Source organism: Klebsiella sp. NPDC088457 (assembly GCF_044900465.1).
Classification (GTDB): Bacteria; Pseudomonadota; Gammaproteobacteria; order Enterobacterales; family Enterobacteriaceae; genus Klebsiella.
The window spans coordinates 1-17589 of the sequence record NZ_JBJDNH010000046.1; the positions used below are offsets into that span (position 1 = coordinate 1).

The 17589-nt window shown below is 57.7% G+C and carries 18 protein-coding genes; 14 read left to right on the forward strand and 4 right to left on the reverse strand.

The window, feature by feature from the left end; genetic code table 11:
- A partial coding sequence (cyaA, locus tag ACI2JR_RS22975; protein ID WP_462479553.1) for a class I adenylate cyclase occupies window positions 1–2454 on the forward strand: 2454 nt, incomplete at its 5' end.
- A gap of 36 nt (window positions 2455–2490) precedes the next feature.
- On the opposite strand, the gene cyaY is transcribed toward cyaA, so the two are convergent.
- A complete protein-coding gene (cyaY, locus tag ACI2JR_RS22980; RefSeq protein ID WP_132731870.1) occupies window positions 2491–2811 on the reverse strand; it encodes an iron donor protein CyaY in 321 nt (106 codons plus the stop codon).
- Window positions 2812–2949: 138 nt separating this feature from the next.
- Here cyaY and ACI2JR_RS22985 point away from each other — a divergent pair, with 138 nt between their 5' ends.
- From ACI2JR_RS22985 to corA, 8 genes are all read left to right on the forward strand, one after another.
- Complete coding sequence (locus ACI2JR_RS22985; RefSeq protein ID WP_462479554.1) at window positions 2950–3153, forward strand: lipoprotein; 204 nt, start codon at window positions 2950–2952, stop codon at window positions 3151–3153.
- A 35-nt stretch (window positions 3154–3188) separates the two neighbouring features.
- A complete protein-coding gene (gene dapF / locus ACI2JR_RS22990) occupies window positions 3189–4013 on the forward strand; it encodes a diaminopimelate epimerase (protein ID WP_132731872.1) in 825 nt (274 codons plus the stop codon).
- Window positions 4010–4717 carry a DUF484 domain-containing protein gene (locus ACI2JR_RS22995; protein WP_132731873.1) on the forward strand — a complete coding sequence of 236 codons (708 nt, stop codon included), beginning with the start codon at window positions 4010–4012 and terminating at the stop codon, window positions 4715–4717. Before dapF ends, ACI2JR_RS22995 begins: the two co-directional genes overlap by 4 nt.
- A complete protein-coding gene (gene xerC, locus ACI2JR_RS23000) occupies window positions 4714–5616 on the forward strand; it encodes a tyrosine recombinase XerC (protein WP_132731874.1) in 903 nt (300 codons plus the stop codon). The genes ACI2JR_RS22995 and xerC overlap by 4 nt, the downstream gene beginning before the upstream one ends.
- Complete coding sequence (gene yigB, locus ACI2JR_RS23005; RefSeq protein WP_132731875.1) at window positions 5616–6332, forward strand: 5-amino-6-(5-phospho-D-ribitylamino)uracil phosphatase YigB; 717 nt, start codon at window positions 5616–5618, stop codon at window positions 6330–6332. Before xerC ends, yigB begins: the two co-directional genes overlap by 1 nt.
- Before the next feature lie 78 nt (window positions 6333–6410).
- Window positions 6411–8573, forward strand: a complete 2163-nt coding sequence (gene uvrD, locus ACI2JR_RS23010; protein WP_132731876.1) for a DNA helicase II — start codon at window positions 6411–6413, stop codon at window positions 8571–8573.
- A 148-nt stretch (window positions 8574–8721) separates the two neighbouring features.
- Window positions 8722–8778, forward strand: coding sequence for a YsgD/CorL family protein (gene ysgD / locus ACI2JR_RS23015; protein WP_350028775.1), 57 nt, complete (start codon window positions 8722–8724; stop codon window positions 8776–8778).
- A gap of 148 nt (window positions 8779–8926) precedes the next feature.
- Complete coding sequence (gene corA / locus ACI2JR_RS23020; protein WP_004869610.1) at window positions 8927–9877, forward strand: magnesium/cobalt transporter CorA; 951 nt, start codon at window positions 8927–8929, stop codon at window positions 9875–9877.
- A 58-nt stretch (window positions 9878–9935) separates the two neighbouring features.
- On the opposite strand, the gene rarD is transcribed toward corA, so the two are convergent.
- Together rarD and yigI are read right to left on the reverse strand one after the other, a co-directional pair.
- A complete protein-coding gene (gene rarD / locus ACI2JR_RS23025; protein WP_132731877.1) occupies window positions 9936–10829 on the reverse strand; it encodes an EamA family transporter RarD in 894 nt (297 codons plus the stop codon).
- Between the two features lie 49 nt (window positions 10830–10878).
- Window positions 10879–11343, reverse strand: a complete 465-nt coding sequence (yigI, locus tag ACI2JR_RS23030; protein WP_462479555.1) for an acyl-CoA thioesterase YigI — start codon at window positions 11341–11343, stop codon at window positions 10879–10881.
- 156 nt (window positions 11344–11499) lie between these two features.
- Here yigI and pldA point away from each other — a divergent pair, with 156 nt between their 5' ends.
- The 3 genes from pldA to rhtC all read left to right on the forward strand — a co-directional run bounded on the left by pldA (window position 11500) and on the right by rhtC (window position 14970).
- A complete protein-coding gene (pldA, locus tag ACI2JR_RS23035; protein ID WP_462479556.1) occupies window positions 11500–12372 on the forward strand; it encodes a phospholipase A in 873 nt (290 codons plus the stop codon).
- 67 nt (window positions 12373–12439) lie between these two features.
- On the forward strand, window positions 12440–14266 hold the full coding sequence (gene recQ, locus ACI2JR_RS23040) for an ATP-dependent DNA helicase RecQ (RefSeq protein ID WP_132731879.1): 1827 nt from the start codon (window positions 12440–12442) through the stop codon (window positions 14264–14266).
- Window positions 14267–14349: 83 nt separating this feature from the next.
- A complete protein-coding gene (rhtC, locus tag ACI2JR_RS23045; RefSeq protein WP_132731880.1) occupies window positions 14350–14970 on the forward strand; it encodes a threonine export protein RhtC in 621 nt (206 codons plus the stop codon).
- Window positions 14971–15012: 42 nt separating this feature from the next.
- On the opposite strand, the gene rhtB is transcribed toward rhtC, so the two are convergent.
- Window positions 15013–15633: a homoserine/homoserine lactone efflux protein gene (gene rhtB, locus ACI2JR_RS23050; RefSeq protein WP_462479557.1), complete on the reverse strand. Its 621-nt coding sequence runs from the start codon at window positions 15631–15633 to the stop codon at window positions 15013–15015.
- A gap of 109 nt (window positions 15634–15742) precedes the next feature.
- Here rhtB and pldB point away from each other — a divergent pair, with 109 nt between their 5' ends.
- Together pldB and yigL are read left to right on the forward strand one after the other, a co-directional pair.
- Window positions 15743–16765: a lysophospholipase L2 gene (gene pldB, locus ACI2JR_RS23055; protein WP_132731882.1), complete on the forward strand. Its 1023-nt coding sequence runs from the start codon at window positions 15743–15745 to the stop codon at window positions 16763–16765.
- Window positions 16766–16779: 14 nt separating this feature from the next.
- Entirely contained in the window at window positions 16780–17580 is an 801-nt protein-coding gene (yigL, locus tag ACI2JR_RS23060; protein WP_132731883.1) for a sugar/pyridoxal phosphate phosphatase YigL, read from the forward strand.
- Window positions 17581–17589: the final 9 nt, after the last annotated feature.

The following is a 17589-nucleotide window of genomic DNA, read 5'->3' on the forward strand; positions in this document are numbered from 1 at the left end:
TACAGTCTACTGCCGACATTACTACATTATCATCACCCATTGATGCCGGGTTACCTTGACGGTAACGTTCCCCGTGGCATTTGCCTCTACACGCCTGATGAAACCCAACGCCACTACCTTGACGAGTTAGAACTGCACCGGGGCATGCTGGCGCAGGAGCCGCCGAAAGGCGAGCTGCCGATTACCGGCGTCTACTCGATGGGCAGTACCTCCTCCGTCGGTCAAAGCTGCTCTTCCGACCTCGATATCTGGGTTTGCCACCAGGCATGGCTCGATACCGAAGAGCGTCAGCTGCTGCAGCGTAAATGCAGCCTGCTGGAAAGCTGGGCCGCCTCGCTGGGCGTTGAAGTCAGCTTCTTCCTGATTGATGAAAACCGCTTCCGCCATAACGAAAGCGGCAGCCTGGGCGGCGAAGACTGCGGCTCAACGCAGCATATCTTGCTGCTGGATGAGTTCTACCGCACCGCCGTGCGCCTCGCCGGCAAGCGTATTCTGTGGAATATGGTGCCGTGCGAGGAAGAAGAGCACTACGACGATTACGTCATGAGCCTGTATGCGCAAGGCGTGTTGACGCCGAACGAATGGCTGGATCTTGGCGGCCTGAGCTCGCTGTCGGCGGAAGAGTACTTCGGCGCCAGCCTGTGGCAGCTCTATAAAAGCATCGATTCGCCATATAAGGCGGTGCTGAAAACGCTGCTGCTGGAGGCTTATTCCTGGGAATATCCTAACAACCGCCTGCTGGCGAAAGACATTAAGCAGCGCCTGCATGACGGGGAAATCGTTTCGTTCGGTCTCGATCCCTACTGCATGATGCTTGAGCGCGTCACCACCTACCTGCAGGCGATTGAAGACGAGACCCGTCTCGATCTGGTCCGCCGCTGTTTCTACCTGAAAGTGTGCGAAAAACTCAGCCGCGAGCGCGCCTGCGTGGGCTGGCGTCGTGAAGTCGTGAGCCATCTGGTGCAAGGGTGGGGCTGGGATGAAAAGCGTCTGATGATGCTCGACAACCGGGCGAACTGGAAGATCGACGAAGTGCGCAAAGCGCATAACGAACTGCTTGATGCGATGATGCAGAGCTATCGCAATCTGATCCGCTTCGCGCGTCGCAACAACCTGAGTGTGTCCGCCAGTCCGCAGGATATTGGCGTGCTGACCCGTAAGCTGTATGCGGCGTTTGAAGCGCTGCCGGGGAAAGTTACCCTGGTGAACCCGCAAATCTCCCCGGATCTGTCCGAACCGAATCTGACCTTTATCCACGTGCCGCCGGGCCGTGCCAACCGCACCGGCTGGTATGTGTATAACCGCGCGCCGGATATGGAATCGATCATCAGCCATCAGCCGCTGGAATATAACCGTTATCTTAATAAGCTGGTGGCCTGGGCCTGGTTTAACGGCCTGCTGACGTCACGTACTCGCCTGTTTATTAAGGGCAACGGCACTGTCGATCTGGCGAAACTGCAGGAGATGGTGGCGGATGTGTCGCATCACTTCCCATTGCGCCTGCCGTCGCCGACGCCCAAAGCGCTGTATAGCCCCTGCGAAATCCGCCATCTGGCGATTATCGTCAACCTTGAATACGACCCGACCGCCGCGTTCCGCAACCAGGTGGTGCACTTTGACTTCCGTAAGCTGGATGTCTTCAGCTTTGGCGAAGAGCAGAAGTGCTTAATCGGCAGCGTCGATCTGCTGTATCGCAACTCGTGGAATGAGGTGCGCACCCTGCACTTTAACGGCGAGCAGGCGATGATCGAAGCGTTGAAAACCATCCTCGGTAAAATGCATCAGGATGCCGCGCCGCCGGACAGCGTAGAGGTGTTCTGCTATAGCCAGCATCTGCGTGGTTTGATCCGTACCCGCGTGCAGCAGATGATTTCCGAGTGCATTGAGCTGCGCCTTTCCAGCACCCGTCAGGATACCGGGCGCTTTAAAGCGCTGCGCGTTTCCGGCCAGACCTGGGGACTGTTCTTCGAGCGTCTTAACGTGTCGGTACAGAAGCTGGAGAACGCCATTGAATTCTACGGCGCGATTTCGCATAACAAGCTGCACGGCCTGTCGGTTCAGGTGGAAACCAACCATGTTAAGCTGCCGCCGGTGGTGGATGGCTTTGCCAGCGAAGGGATTATTCAGTTCTTCTTTGAAGATGCCGATAACAACGACAGCGGGTTTAACATCTATATTCTGGACGAGAGCAACCGCGCCGAGGTGTATCATCACTGTGAAGGCAGTAAAGAGGAGCTGGTGCGTGACGTGAGCCGTTTCTACTCGTCATCCCACGATCGCTTCACTTACGGCTCCAGTTTTATCAACTTCAACCTGCCGCAGTTCTACCAGATCGTCGACGTCGATGGCCGGCCTCAGGTTATTCCCTTCCGTAGCCAGGCGATCGGCGCTGCCGCCACGCCGGTGAGCCCGGATGCCGTGGGGTCACCGGTGCTGCAGCAGCACTATTCCTGAGCGGAAGCCCGGCGTGCGCTGAGCCGGGCGAGCTGATTAACGGAAACTGACCTCTTCACCGGCCTGATGCGTCGCCGCCTGTTCCAGCAGATCCCAGAAGGTTTCACCGCTGCGATCGCAAACCCACTCGTCACCTTTGAGATCGAAATGGTAGCCGCCTTGTTTCGTCGCCAGCCACACCTGGTGCAGCGGCTCCTGACGATTGATAATGATTTTGCTGCCGTTCTCAAAACTGAGGGTCAGCACGCCGCCGTTGATCTCACAGTCGATATCGCTATCGCCGTCCCGGTCGTCCAGACGCTCTTCGATGGTCATCCACAGGCCGTCGGCCAGGCGATGGAATTCACTGTCGTTCATGGTTCTACCCTGCTTTTTTGAAGATGGCGGCAGTATAGCGCGAAACAAAAGCGCGTGCAGTCGGATGCTAAACGCTTGCTTTTACGTCTTCTCCTGCGATGATAGAAAGCAGAAAGAGTGAATCACGGGCAACTATCAATGAATAACGTTTTTCCAACGCTTGCCGTTTTATTGGCGATCTTCAGCCTGACCGGCTGTGGTCTGAAGGGACCGCTTTACTTCCCTCCGGCAGAAAAGACGGCGGCTCCGCCGACCAAACCGGTCGATAGCGGTATCCAGAGCTCGACGCCAGATCGTAACGATCGCGGTGATAGCGGTGGCCCGACCCAGGTAGACTATTGACGATAACGTTCTGTTCCGCGCAACTGGAGTAGATAATGCAGTTCTCTAAAATGCATGGCCTTGGCAACGACTTTATGGTCGTTGACGCGGTAACGCAGAATGTTTTTTTCTCACCGGAGCTGATTCGCCGTCTGGCGGATCGGCATCTTGGCGTAGGCTTCGATCAGCTGCTGATTGTGGAGCCGCCGTACGATCCGGACCTGGACTTCCATTATCGCATCTTCAACGCCGACGGCAGCGAAGTCTCGCAGTGCGGTAACGGCGCACGCTGCTTCGCCCGTTTTGTCCGTTTGAAAGGCCTGACCAATAAACGTGATATCCGTGTGAGCACGGCGAACGGTCGTATGGTATTAAGCGTAACGGAAGACGATCTGGTGCGCGTCAATATGGGCGAGCCGAACTTCGAGCCGTCGCAGGTGCCTTTCCGCGCCAACAAAGCGGAAAAGACCTATATTATGCGCGCCGCTGAACAGACAGTATTGTGCGGTGTGGTGTCGATGGGGAACCCACACTGCGTCATTCAGGTCGAGGATGTGGAAACCGCGGCGGTGGAAACGCTTGGCCCGGTGATGGAAAGCCACGAACGCTTCCCGGAACGCGCCAACATCGGCTTTATGCAGGTGGTCGAGCGTCATCACATTCGCCTCCGCGTTTATGAACGCGGCGCGGGCGAAACGCAGGCCTGCGGCAGCGGGGCCTGTGCGGCGGTTGCGGTGGGGATCCAACAGGGGTTGCTGGCCGAAGAAGTACGCGTGGAATTACCAGGCGGGCGTCTTGATATCGCCTGGAAAGGACCGGGCCAACCGTTGTTTATGACTGGCCCGGCGGCACATGTCTACGACGGATTTATTCACTTATGAAACAAGTCGGGGAAGAACAGCAGGAAATCACCGGCGCGCTGAACGACCGCGCGGTGGTGGACTATCTGTTGCAACATCCTGAATTCTTTATTCGTAATGCGGCATTAGTGGAGCACATGCGGGTTCCGCATCCGGTGCGCGGCTCTATTTCGCTGGTGGAATGGCACATGGTGCGGGCGCGTAACCATATCAACGTGCTGGAAGAGAACATGATGCTGTTGATGGAACAGGCGACCGCCAATGAAAGCCTGTTCCAGCGCCTGCTTCATCTGCAGACGCGGCTGGCGGCGGCGGAAAGCCTCGATGAGATGCTCAATCGCTTTCACCGCTGGGCGCGTGAGATCGGCCTGGCGGGGGCGACGGTGCGTCTGTTCCCTGACAGCTGGCGGCTCGGCGCGCCATCAAAGTTCACCCACCTGGCGCTGACCCGGCAGGCGTTTGAACCTATCCGCATTCAACGCCTTGGCCAGGAGCGCCACTATCTCGGGCCGCTAAACGGGCCTGAACTGCTGGTGATGCTGCCGGAAGCGAAAGCCATCGGCTCGGTGGCGATGTCGCTGCTGGGCGGCGATGACGCCCCTGGCGTGATGCTCTTCACCAGCCGCGATGCTCAGCATTACCAGCCAGGGCAGGGAACGCAGCTGCTCCAGGAGATTGCGTTAATGCTGCCTGGTCTGTTGGAGCGCTGGGTTGAACGCGCATGACCGACTCTCCCTTATTCACCGCCGTCGCCCGTTTCCTGCGCTATCTGGGCGTGGAGCGTCAGCTGAGCCCGATTACGCTGCTGAACTACCGCCGTCAGCTGGATGCGCTCATTGCGCTTGCTGAGCTGGCCGGGCTTAAAAACTGGCAGCAGTGCGATGCCGCTCAGGTCCGTGGCCTGGCGGTGCGTAGCCGGAAGCAGGGGCTGGGGCCGGCAAGTCTGGCACTGCGCCTTTCCGCACTCCGCAGCTTCTTTGACTGGCTGGTGGCGCAGGGCGAGCTGACGGCCAACCCGGCAAAAGGTATCTCCGCGCCTAAAATCCCCCGTCACTTACCGAAAAATATCGACGTCGATGACGTGAACCGGCTATTGGATATCGATCTTAACGATCCGCTGGCGGTGCGCGATCGCGCGATGCTGGAAGTGATGTACGGCGCGGGTCTGCGTCTCTCTGAGCTGGTCAACCTCGATATTAAACACCTTGATAGGGAGTCGGGCGAGGTGTGGGTGATGGGGAAAGGGAGTAAAGAGCGTCGTCTGCCGATAGGGCGCAGCGCGGTGGCGTGGATTGAACACTGGTTGGATCTCCGTGGGCTGTTCGCGGCCGATGACGACGCGCTGTTCTTATCAAAACTGGGTAAACGTATTTCTGCGCGTAACGTGCAAAAACGTTTTGCCGAATGGGGTATTAAGCAGGGGCTGAACAGCCACGTGCATCCGCATAAGCTGCGCCACTCCTTTGCCACCCATATGCTGGAGTCGAGCGGCGATCTGCGTGGCGTGCAGGAACTGCTGGGTCATGCCAACCTCTCGACCACCCAAATCTATACCCATCTTGATTTTCAACACCTTGCCTCGGTGTATGATGCGGCGCATCCGCGCGCCAAACGGGGGAAATAATGCGTTTTTACCGACCTCTGGGCCAGATTTCAGCACTGACGTTTGACCTGGACGATACCCTTTATGACAACCGCCCGGTGATCGACCGGACGCTGCATGAGTCGCTGACCTTCGTGCGTCGCTACCACCCGTCACTGAGTCAATTTGATGCGAACGAGCTGCAGCGGCTGCGTCAGACGCTGCTCGAGACAGAACCGGAGATTTACCACGACGTCACCGAGTGGCGCCGCCGCGCGCTGGTGCTGGGGATGACGAACGCCGGGCTATCCAGCGAGCAGGCCGCTGCCGGCGCGGATGCGGCGATGGAGAACTTTGCCCACTGGCGCAGTTTGATCGATGTGCCGCAGGAAACCCACGATACGCTGGCGGCGCTGGCGGAAAAATGGCCGCTGGTGGCGGTGACCAACGGCAACGCTCAGCCGGAGCTGTTTGGTCTGAGCGACTATTTCCGTTTTGTCCTGCGCGCCGGTCCGGACGGGCGGGCTAAACCTTTTGCCGATATGTATCATCTGGCGGCGGAGCGCCTCGAGCTGCCGCTGGGCCAGATCCTTCACGTGGGGGATGACCTGACCACCGACGTGGCGGGCGCTATCCGCTGCGGTATGCAGGCCTGCTGGATCAAGCCGCAGGGCGCCGATCTGATGCGCGCCGCCGACAGCCGCCTGCTGCCGCACATTGAAATTTCACGGTTGGCATCTCTGACCTCGCTGATATAATCACCACTAGTTCTGTATATATTAACAGTATGCCCGGTAGACGCAGCGTTGCCGGGCAGCTCATTTCCGGCGGTGCCAATGGACGTTTCTTACCTGCTCGACAGCCTCAATGACAAACAGCGCGAAGCCGTAGCCGCCTCGCGTACCAATATGCTGGTTCTGGCTGGTGCGGGCAGCGGTAAGACACGCGTGCTGGTGCATCGTATCGCGTGGCTGCTGAGCGTGGAAAACTGCTCGCCGTATTCCATCATGGCGGTGACTTTTACCAACAAAGCGGCGGCGGAGATGCGCCATCGTATCGGCCAGCTGATGGGGACGACCCAGGGCGGCATGTGGGTCGGCACCTTCCACGGTCTGGCCCACCGCCTGCTGCGGGCTCACCATCTGGATGCCAACCTGCCGCAGGATTTTCAGATCCTCGATAGTGAAGACCAGCTGCGTCTGCTGAAGCGCCTGATTAAAGCAATGAATCTCGACGAGAAGCAGTGGCCGCCGCGTCAGGCGATGTGGTACATCAACAGCCAGAAAGACGAAGGGCTGCGTCCGCATCATATTCAGAGCTACGGCAACCCGGTGGAACAAACCTGGCAGAAGGTCTATCAGGCCTATCAGGAAGCCTGCGATCGCGCAGGGCTGGTAGACTTTGCCGAGCTGCTGCTGCGGGCGCACGAGCTGTGGCTCAACAAACCGCATATTCTTCAGCACTATCGTGAACGCTTCACCAATATCCTGGTGGACGAGTTCCAGGATACCAACAACATTCAGTACGCGTGGATCCGCCTGCTGGCGGGCGATAGCGGCAAAGTGATGATCGTGGGGGATGATGACCAGTCGATCTACGGCTGGCGCGGCGCCCAGGTCGAAAACATCCAGCGTTTTCTCACCGATTTTCCCGGCGCGCAGACCATCCGTCTGGAACAGAACTACCGTTCGACCAGCAATATCCTGAGCGCCGCCAACGCCCTGATTGAAAACAACAGCGGGCGTCTGGGTAAGAAACTGTGGACTGACGGCGCCGACGGCGAGCCGATCTCCCTCTACTGCGCCTTCAACGATCTGGATGAAGCGCGTTTTGTCGTCAACCGGATTAAAACCTGGCAGGAGAACGGTGGCGCGCTGGAGCAGTGCGCCATTCTCTATCGCAGCAACGCCCAGTCGCGCGTGCTGGAAGAGGCGCTGCTGCAGGCCAGCATGCCGTACCGTATTTACGGCGGGATGCGCTTCTTTGAACGTCAGGAAATCAAAGATGCGCTTTCGTATCTGCGTCTGATTGCCAACCGTAACGATGATGCCGCCTTTGAGCGGGTGGTGAATACCCCGACCCGCGGCATTGGCGACCGTACCCTTGACGTGGTGCGGCAAACCTCGCGCGATCGCCAGCTGACCCTCTGGCAGGCGTGCCGCGAGCTGCTGAAGGATAAAGTCCTGGCCGGCCGCGCCGCCAGCGCCCTGCAGCGCTTTATGGAGCTGATTGACGCCCTGGCGCAGGAGACGGCGGATATGCCGCTGCATGTCCAGACCGACCGGGTGATTAAAGATTCCGGCCTGCGCATGATGTACGAGCAGGAAAAGGGCGAAAAAGGCCAGACGCGAATCGAAAACTTAGAGGAACTGGTCACCGCTACGCGCCAGTTCAGCTACAACGATGAAGATGAAGATTTAATGCCGCTGCAGGCCTTCCTTTCTCATGCCGCGCTGGAAGCGGGGGAAGGGCAGGCGGATACCTGGCAGGATGCGGTGCAGCTGATGACCCTGCACTCGGCGAAAGGCCTTGAGTTCCCGCAGGTGTTTATCGTCGGCGTGGAAGAGGGGATGTTCCCGAGCCAGATGGCGCTGGATGAAGGCGGCCGTCTGGAAGAGGAGCGTCGTCTGGCTTACGTTGGCGTGACGCGGGCGATGCAGAAGTTGACCCTGACCTATGCGGAAACCCGCCGCCTGTATGGCAAAGAGGTTTACCATCGCCCGTCGCGCTTTATCGGCGAGCTGCCGGAAGCCTGCGTGGAAGAGGTGCGCCTGCGCGCGACGGTGAGCCGTCCGGTCAGCCATCAGCGGATGGGCGCGCCAATGGCGGAGAACGACACCGGCTACAAGCTGGGTCAGCGCGTGCGCCATCCTAAATTCGGCGAAGGCACCATCGTGAATCTGGAAGGTAGCGGCGAGCACAGCCGTTTGCAGGTCGCCTTCCAGGGGCAGGGCATCAAATGGCTGGTGGCGGCCTATGCGCGGCTGGAAACAGTGTAACAGTAAGAAAAGTATCGTTTTTTTGTAATAATCTGCTAGCCTTATATGCTAAAGGGCAGGATTTGCTCTTTAGCGTTCTGTTGCGTGTTGACGCCGTTTTTGCGCTGGCGTAACATGCGCGCACGATTACGCTAAGAGGACATTCGCCTTGGACACACCCAGTAGATGCTGGCTCAACTTCCTGTCCGTCAGGAACAACTCCTAAGGCTATCCTCTTATGCTGATAGCCTTAGCGGTTGTCAGCGACCCTTCATACCCGTCGCTCTGAGTCAGGCTTAATGGTCTGAAACCCAAGTTGTTTCTGTGTGCCCTCCGAACTGTCCGATAATTTTTTTGCATTGGGAGTCCCGGTCATGCTGAGCGCATTTCAACTGGAAAATAATCGTTTAACACGCCTGGAAGCTGATGAGATCAAACATCTCGCCAGTTCGGTGTGGGTCGATCTGGTCGAGCCCGACGACGAAGAACGAAGCCGCGTGCAGACGGAATTGGGTCAGAACCTGGCAACGCGCCCGGAACTGGAAGATATCGAAGCATCGGCGCGTTTCTTCGAAGATGAAGACGGTTTACACATCCACTCTTTTTTCTTTTTTGAAGACGCAGAGGATCACGCCGGTAACTCCACCGTGGCGTTCACCATTCGCGAAGGGCGTCTGTTTACCCTGCGCGAGCGCGAATTACCCGCTTTCCGCCTGTACCGCATGCGCGTGCGCAACCAGCTGATGGTGGATGGCAACGCCTATGAGCTGCTGCTCGATCTGTTCGAAACCAAAATCGAACAGCTGGCGGATGAAATTGAAAATATCTATAGCGACCTCGAGAAACTCAGCCGCGTCATTATGGAAGGCCGCCAGGGCGACGAGTACGATGACGCCCTCTCGACGCTTGCCGAACAGGAAGATATCGGCTGGAAGGTCCGTCTGTGTCTGATGGATACCCAGCGCGCCCTGAACTTCCTGGTGCGAAAGGCGCGTTTGCCCGCGGGCCAGCTGGAGCAGGCGCGTGAGATCCTGCGGGATATCGAATCCCTGCTGCCGCACAACGAATCGCTGTTCCAGAAGGTGAACTTCCTGATGCAGGCGGCGATGGGTTTTATCAATATCGAGCAGAACCGCATCATCAAGATCTTCTCGGTGGTCTCCGTGGTCTTCCTGCCGCCCACCCTGGTGGCCTCCAGCTACGGGATGAACTTCGAGTTTATGCCTGAGCTGCACTGGAGCTTTGGCTATCCGGGCGCCATCGTCTTTATGATGCTCGCCGGCCTGGCGCCGTATCTCTACTTTAAGCGTAAAAACTGGCTGTAGGGGATAGGCACCCGGATCGCGGCGCTGCCGTCTTATCCGGGTATGACATCCGCGTCGGCTATTCTCTGCGTAGCCGGCGCTGGGTATACAGCGCATCGACGATAAAGACCGCCAGCGCGACCCAGATAAAGCCAAAGGTCACCATCTTATCTGCCCCCGGAACTTCGCCGTAAAAGATCACCGCCAGCAGGAACATCAGCGTCGGGCCGATATACTGGAAGAATCCCAGGGTGGAGAGCCGCAGGCGGGTCGCCGCGCCGGTAAAGCACAGCAGCGGAATGGTGGTGACGACACCTGCCGCCATCAGCAGCAGATTCAACGACCACGGGTTCTGTCCCATCTGGCTGGTTGGGCTATCGGCGATAGCAAACAGGTAAATGGCGGCGACCGGCAATAGCCACAGAGTCTCAACCAGCATCCCGGTTTGTGCGTCGACGGCGATCTTTTTACGCAACAGCCCGTAAAAGGCAAAGCTAAAGGCCAGCCCGAGGCCGATAATCGGTAGCGAACCAAAGGTCCACAGCTGTACCAGCACGCCGCACGCGGCCAGCAGTACCGCCAGCCACTGCATCCGGCGAAAACGCTCGCCGAGAAAAATCATCCCCAGCACGATGTTCACCAGCGGGTTAATAAAGTAGCCCAGGCTGGCCTCCAGCATATGGTGGTTATTCACCGCCCAGATGAACAGCAGCCAGTTGCCGCCAATCAGCACCGCCGACAGCGCCAGCAGGAGAATCTTGCGCGGCATATGCAGCAGTTTTTTTACCTGCGGCCACTGGTGGCTGAGGCTGATTAACGCCAGCATAAAAAAGAAAGACCAGATCACGCGATGGGTGAGGATTTCATCGGCGGGAACATAGTAGATCAGCTTGAAGTAGGCGGGGGCGATGCCCCAGATAAAATAGGCGGCAAGAGCCAGAATAACCCCCAGCCGCGTTTGTTTTGCATCCATCGGTAAAATCCGTTACGCCAAAATAGCGATGTTACTTGATTTGCGGGGTTCAACCCACCATATACGTCGCCGTGGCGCTGGCAATATAGACCTGCTCTTCGTTATGTAATTCTACGCGGGCGACTGCGACCTTATTACCGGCGCGCAGCAGGCTGCTGGTGGCGGTAAAGTGCTCGCCGCGCCCCGGGCGCAGATAGTCGACGCGCAGATCGATGGTTCCCATGCGCGACAGACGCTGGCGTAACTCTTCTTCGGTGATGGTGTTATGGCGGGTCAGCGTACTGCCTACGCACACCAGCCCGGCGGCGACGTCCAGCGCGGAGGCAATCACTCCGCCGTGCAGAATGCTCTGCGCCCAGTTACCGACCATCATCGGCTGATTTTTGAAGCTAAGCTGGGCAAACTCTTTTTCATGACGCTCCAGCTTCAATCCTAAGGCGCGATTAAACGGCATATGGTAAACAAAGATTTCGCCCACCAGCTTAAGGACGGCGTCGGCAGTGAGTTCAGACATGACAATTGTATCCATTCGTTAATAAAATGTTGATTTTATGCTTCTAACATGGCGATTGCCACTTTCAGAGCGGATAACCGGGCAGGACGGCGGTAAACAGGTAGAATGGATGCGGGGTAAAACAGAAATAAAAATCACTCATTCAGGAGAACAGTAATGCGTATCTCTTTGGCCTGGCTGCTGGCGCTGGGCGCGCTGCCGGCTGGCGTTTTGGCGCAGGACGCGCCGGTTAGCCCTCCGGTTCATGATAAACCGGCGGTGCGCGGTAGTATTATCGCTAACCTGTTGCAGGACCATGATAATCCTTTCTTGCTGTATCCCTATGAGAGCAACTACCTGCTCTATACGTGGAGTAGCGATATCAACAAGGAAGCGATCGCCAGCTATGACTGGGCGGAAAACGCCCGCAAAGATGAAGTGAAATTCCAGCTCAGTCTGGCATTTCCGCTGTGGCGAGGGATCCTCGGCGAGAACTCGCTGCTGGGGGCATCCTATACGCAGAAGTCCTGGTGGCAGCTCTCGAACAGCAAAGAGTCAGCGCCGTTTCGGGAAACTAACTATGAACCGCAGCTGTTTTTGGGCTTCGCCACCGATTACCAGCTGGCCGGCTGGACGCTGCGCGATATCGAGATGGGTTACAACCACGATTCGAACGGCCGCTCTGACCCCACCTCGCGCAGCTGGAACCGTCTGTATACCCGCCTGATGGCGCAAAACGGCAACTGGCTGGTGGAAGTGAAGCCCTGGTACGTGATCGGCAGCACCAACGATAACCCGGATATCGTCAAATATATGGGCTATTACCGTCTGAAGGTGGGGTATCAGCTAGGTGAGGCGATCCTCAGCGCGCAGGGGCAATATAACTGGAACACCGGTTACGGCGGCGCGGAGCTGGGCGTCAGCTATCCGATTACCCGCCATGTGCGCTTCTACACCCAGGTTTACAGCGGTTATGGCGAGTCGCTTATCGATTATAACTTTAATCAGACCCGCGTCGGCGTCGGCGTGACGCTCAACGATCTGTTTTAATCGTTGCACTCTGGCTCACAGGCGCTGAAAATAGCGCCTGTTTTCTTTTCACGCAGACGGGGTCAACGTGGCGCAGGCGGAAGTATTGAATCAAGCATTGCTGGCAAAGCAGGTTTTACAGGAAACCTTCGGCTACCAGCAGTTTCGCCCCGGCCAGGAAACCATTATCGATACGGCGCTGGGCGGGCGCGATTGCCTGGTCGTGATGCCGACCGGCGGCGGTAAATCGCTGTGCTATCAGGTGCCGGCGCTGGTGCTGGGCGGCCTGACGGTGGTGGTATCGCCGCTGATCTCGCTGATGAAAGATCAGGTCGACCAGCTGCTGGCTAACGGCGTGGCCGCCGCCTGTCTGAACTCGACGCAGAGCCGCGAGCAGCAGCAGGAGGTCATGGCCGGCTGTCGCAGCGGGCAGATTCGCCTGCTGTATATCGCCCCCGAGCGTTTGATGCTGGATAACTTCCTCGAGCATCTCAGCCACTGGAATCTGGCGATGGTGGCGGTGGATGAGGCGCACTGTATTTCCCAGTGGGGGCATGATTTCCGTCCGGAATATGCCGCTCTGGGCCAGCTGCGCCAGCGCGTGCCGCAGATTCCGTTTATGGCGTTAACCGCCACCGCCGATGACACTACCCGCCGCGATATCGTTCGTCTGCTGGGACTGAACGACCCGCTGATTCAGGTCAGCAGCTTCGACCGCCCGAATATCCGCTATATGCTGATGGAGAAGTTTAAACCGCTCGATCAGCTGATGCGCTACGTGCAGGACCAGCGTGGCAAGTCGGGTATTATCTACTGCAACAGCCGGTCGAAAGTGGAAGATACCGCCGCACGCCTGCAAAGCCGCGGTATCAGCGCCGCGGCCTATCATGCCGGGCTGGAAAACGACGTGCGTGCGGACGTACAGGAAAAATTCCAGCGCGACGATCTGCAAATCGTCGTGGCGACGGTGGCCTTCGGGATGGGGATCAATAAACCCAACGTCCGCTTCGTGGTGCATTTCGACATTCCACGCAATATTGAGTCCTACTATCAGGAAACCGGCCGCGCCGGGCGTGACGGTCTGCCTGCAGAAGCAATGTTGTTTTACGATCCGGCCGATATGGCGTGGCTGCGTCGCTGTCTGGAGGAGAAACCCGCCGGGCCGTTGCAGGACATTGAGCGCCACAAGCTGAACGCGATGGGGGCGTTTGCCGAGGCGCAAACCTGCCGTCGGCTGGTCCTGCTCAACTATTTTGGCGAAGGGCGCCAGGAAGCGTGCGGTAACTGCGATATCTGTCTCGATCCGCCAAAACAGTACGACGCGTTAATGGACGCGCGCAAAGCGCTTTCGACGATTTACCGCGTCAATCAGCGGTTTGGTATGGGCTACGTGGTCGAAGTGCTGCGCGGGGCCAACAATCAGCGCATTCGTGAGATGGCGCATGACAAGCTGCCGGTGTACGGCATCGGCCGCGAGCAGAGCCATGAACACTGGGTGAGCGTGATTCGCCAGCTGATTCACCTCGGTCTGGTGACGCAGAATATCGCGCAGCATTCGGCGCTGCAGCTAACCGAAGCGGCGCGTCCGGTGCTGCGCGGCGAGGTGCCGCTGCAGCTGGCGGTTCCGCGTATCGTGGCGCTGAAGCCGAAGGCGATGCAAAAATCCTTCGGCGGCAATTACGATCGCAAGCTGTTTGCCAAGCTGCGCAAATTACGTAAAGCGATTGCCGATGAAGAGAATATCCCGCCGTACGTCGTGTTCAACGACGCGACGCTGATCGAAATGGCGGAGCAGTCGCCGCTTACCGCGGGTGAAATGCTGAGTGTGAACGGCGTGGGCACGCGTAAACTTGAGCGTTTCGGTAAAGAGTTTATGGCGCTGATTCGCGCGCATATCGATGGTGAAGATGAGTAGTCAGCCGGGCAAAAAAGTGTCAGGATAGTTGCGGTCTTCACTATATTTTTCCGGGTAAATAGCCTGTTAAGTAGGGTTCAATCATGCTGATGCTTTTCCTCACCGTCGCGCTGGTGCATATCATTGCGCTAATGAGTCCTGGCCCGGACTTTTTCTTTGTTTCGCAGACCGCCGTTAGCCGCTCCCGCAAAGAGGCGATGATGGGCGTGCTGGGGATAACCTGCGGCGTGATGGTCTGGGCCGGCGTGGCGCTGCTCGGCCTGCATCTGATTATCGAAAAAATGGCCTGGCTGCACACCATTATCATGGTGGGCGGTGGACTGTACCTGTGCTGGATGGGCTATCAGATGCTGCGCGGAGCGCTGAAGAAAAACGCCGTGGCGGCGCCGGAGCCGCAGGTCGAGCTGGCCCGCAGCGGCCGCAGCTTCCTGAAAGGGCTGCTGACGAATCTCGCTAACCCCAAGGCGATTATCTACTTCGGTTCCGTCTTCTCCCTGTTTGTCGGCGATAACGTCGGCGCGGGCGAGCGCTGGGGGATCTTCCTGCTGATTATCCTTGAAACGCTGGCCTGGTTTAGCGTGGTCGCCAGCCTGTTCGCCCTACCGACGATGCGTCGCGGCTACCAGCGGATGGCAAAATGGATTGACGGCATTGCCGGCACGCTGTTCGCCGGTTTCGGCATTCATCTGATCATTTCACGCTAAGCGTAGGCTATCCCGGTTTGTGCAGACGAACCGGGATAGCCGTCAGGCATGGCGTGCCGAAGCCAGCAGCGCGCCAACCAGCATAAATAACGAGCCGAACACCTTGTTCAAGGCCTTCATCTGCTTAGGTCCCTTAATCCACGCCGCAATACGCTGCGCCAGAGTCGCATAGCCAATCATCACGATGATATCGACCACGATGGTGGTGATACCCAGCACCAGGTACTGCATTACCTGCGGCTGATGCGGCACGATAAACTGCGGGAACAGCGCCGCCAGAAAGACAATGCTTTTCGGGTTGGTCAGGTTGACGAAGACCGCGCGCTGAAACAGCTTGCCGCGGGTCTGCGCTTGCGCCAGGGTGTTCAGGTTGATTGACCCCGCCGCGCGCCACTGCTGAATCCCCAGCCAGATAAGATACGCCGCCCCCGCCCATTTCAGAACCTCAAAGGCCAGCACCGAGCGGGAAAAGAGGGTTCCCAGACCAATACCGACGAGGACGATATGGATGGCCAGTCCGGTTTGTAGCCCGGCAATCGATGCCGCCGCGCCGCGGTAGCCGTGGTTGATTGAGGTCGTCATGGTATTGATGGCCCCGGAGCCCGGCGACAGGCTGAGAATTATGGATGTCAGCAGATAGGCGAACCACCACTCGAACGTCATGAGAAACTCCCTGGTTGTCTGTTTTTATGCCACAATACGCTATTGTGTAAGCATTGTGTGATGCGCGCTAAAAAAACGATTTTCAGTGGTTAACAGGGGTGTAAACCCGATGTTTCGGCAGCAAAAGGATTGGGACACGCGAGAAAACGCGTTTGCGGCTTTTACGATGGGGCCTCTCACCGATTTCTGGCATCAGCGGGAAGAGGCGGAATTCAGGGGCGTCGACGATGTCCCGGTCCGCTTTGTTCGCTTTTGCGCCAAAGATAACGACCGGGTAGTGGTGATCTGCCCTGGGCGTATTGAAAGTTACGTCAAATACGCCGAGCTGGCTTACGATCTGTTCCACAGCGGCTTCGACGTGATGATTATCGATCATCGCGGCCAGGGGCGTTCCGGGCGCATATTGACCGACAGCCACCGCGGCCACGTGGTGCGCTTTAGCGATTATGTCGACGATCTGGCGGCGCTCTGGCAGCAGGAAGTGGCGCCCGGCCACTGGCGGAAACGGTTTATACTGGCCCATTCGATGGGCGGCGCGATCGCGACGTTATTTTTGCAGCGTCACCAGCAGCATTGCGATGCTATTGCGCTGTGCGCGCCCATGTTCGGCATCGTCATGCGTTTCCCCGACTGGATGGTGCGTCATATTCTCGACTGGGCTGAGGGCCATCAGCGCATTCGTGAAGAGTATGCCCTCGGTACCGGCCGCTGGCGGGCGTTGCCCTTTTCGGTCAACGTACTGACGCATAGCCGGCAACGCTATCGTCGTAACCTGCGATTTTACGCCGATGAACCGCAGCTGCGGGTTGGCGGGCCAACCTATCACTGGGTGCGGGAGGGGATCCTCGCGGGTGAGGAGGCGCTGGCCGGCGTCGAAAAAGACACGACCCCTACATTGTTATTACAGGCAGAAGAAGAACGCGTGGTCGATAACCGTATGCACGAGCGCTACTGCGCGCTCCGTGCCGCGGCAGGCCGACCCTGCGAAGGTAATAAGCCGCTTGTCATCGAAGGGGCATACCATGAGATCCTTTTTGAAAAGGACGCCATGCGCTCAGTCGCGCTGAATGCCATCGTCGATTTTTTCAGTCGACACAATGAATCCGACGAAAACACTCGTCGCCCTGCTTAGAGGTTAAAATTTTTATGTACCAGGTTGTTGCGTCTGACTTAGATGGCACGCTGCTTTCCCCCGATCACTACTTAACCCCCTACGCAAAAGAGACGCTGCAGCTGTTGACCGCCCGCGGCATCCATTTTGTCTTTGCCACCGGTCGCCACTACATTGACGTCGGACAGATTCGCGACAATCTAGGCATCAAATCCTACATGATCACCTCCAACGGCGCGCGCGTGCACGATAGCGAGGGAAAACAAATCTTTGCCCATAATCTCGACCGCGATATTGCCGCCGATCTGTTCGAAATGATGCGTAACGACCCGAAGGTGGTCACCAACGTCTATCGCGAAGACGAATGGTATATGAACCGCCACCGCCCGGAAGAGATGCGCTTTTTCAAAGAAGCGGTGTTTAACTACAAGCTGTATGAAGTGGGCGAACTCGATCCCGAAGGGATCAGCAAAGTCTTTTTCACCTGCGATGATCACCAGCACCTGCTGCCGCTGGAACAGGCGATCAACGCCCGCTGGGGCGATCGCGTGAACGTCAGCTTCTCCACCCTGACCTGCCTCGAAGTGATGGCTGGCGGGGTATCGAAGGGGCATGCGCTGGAAGCGGTGGCTAAAATGCTCGGCTACGGTCTGAAAGACTGCATCGCGTTTGGCGATGGTATGAACGATGCAGAAATGCTGTCAATGGCGGGCAAGGGCTGCATCATGGCCAACGCGCACCAGCGTCTGAAAGATCTGCACCCGGAGCTGGAGGTGATCGGCAGTAACGCTGACGATGCGGTACCGCACTATTTGCGGAAGCTCTATCTCGCCTGATCGAGATTG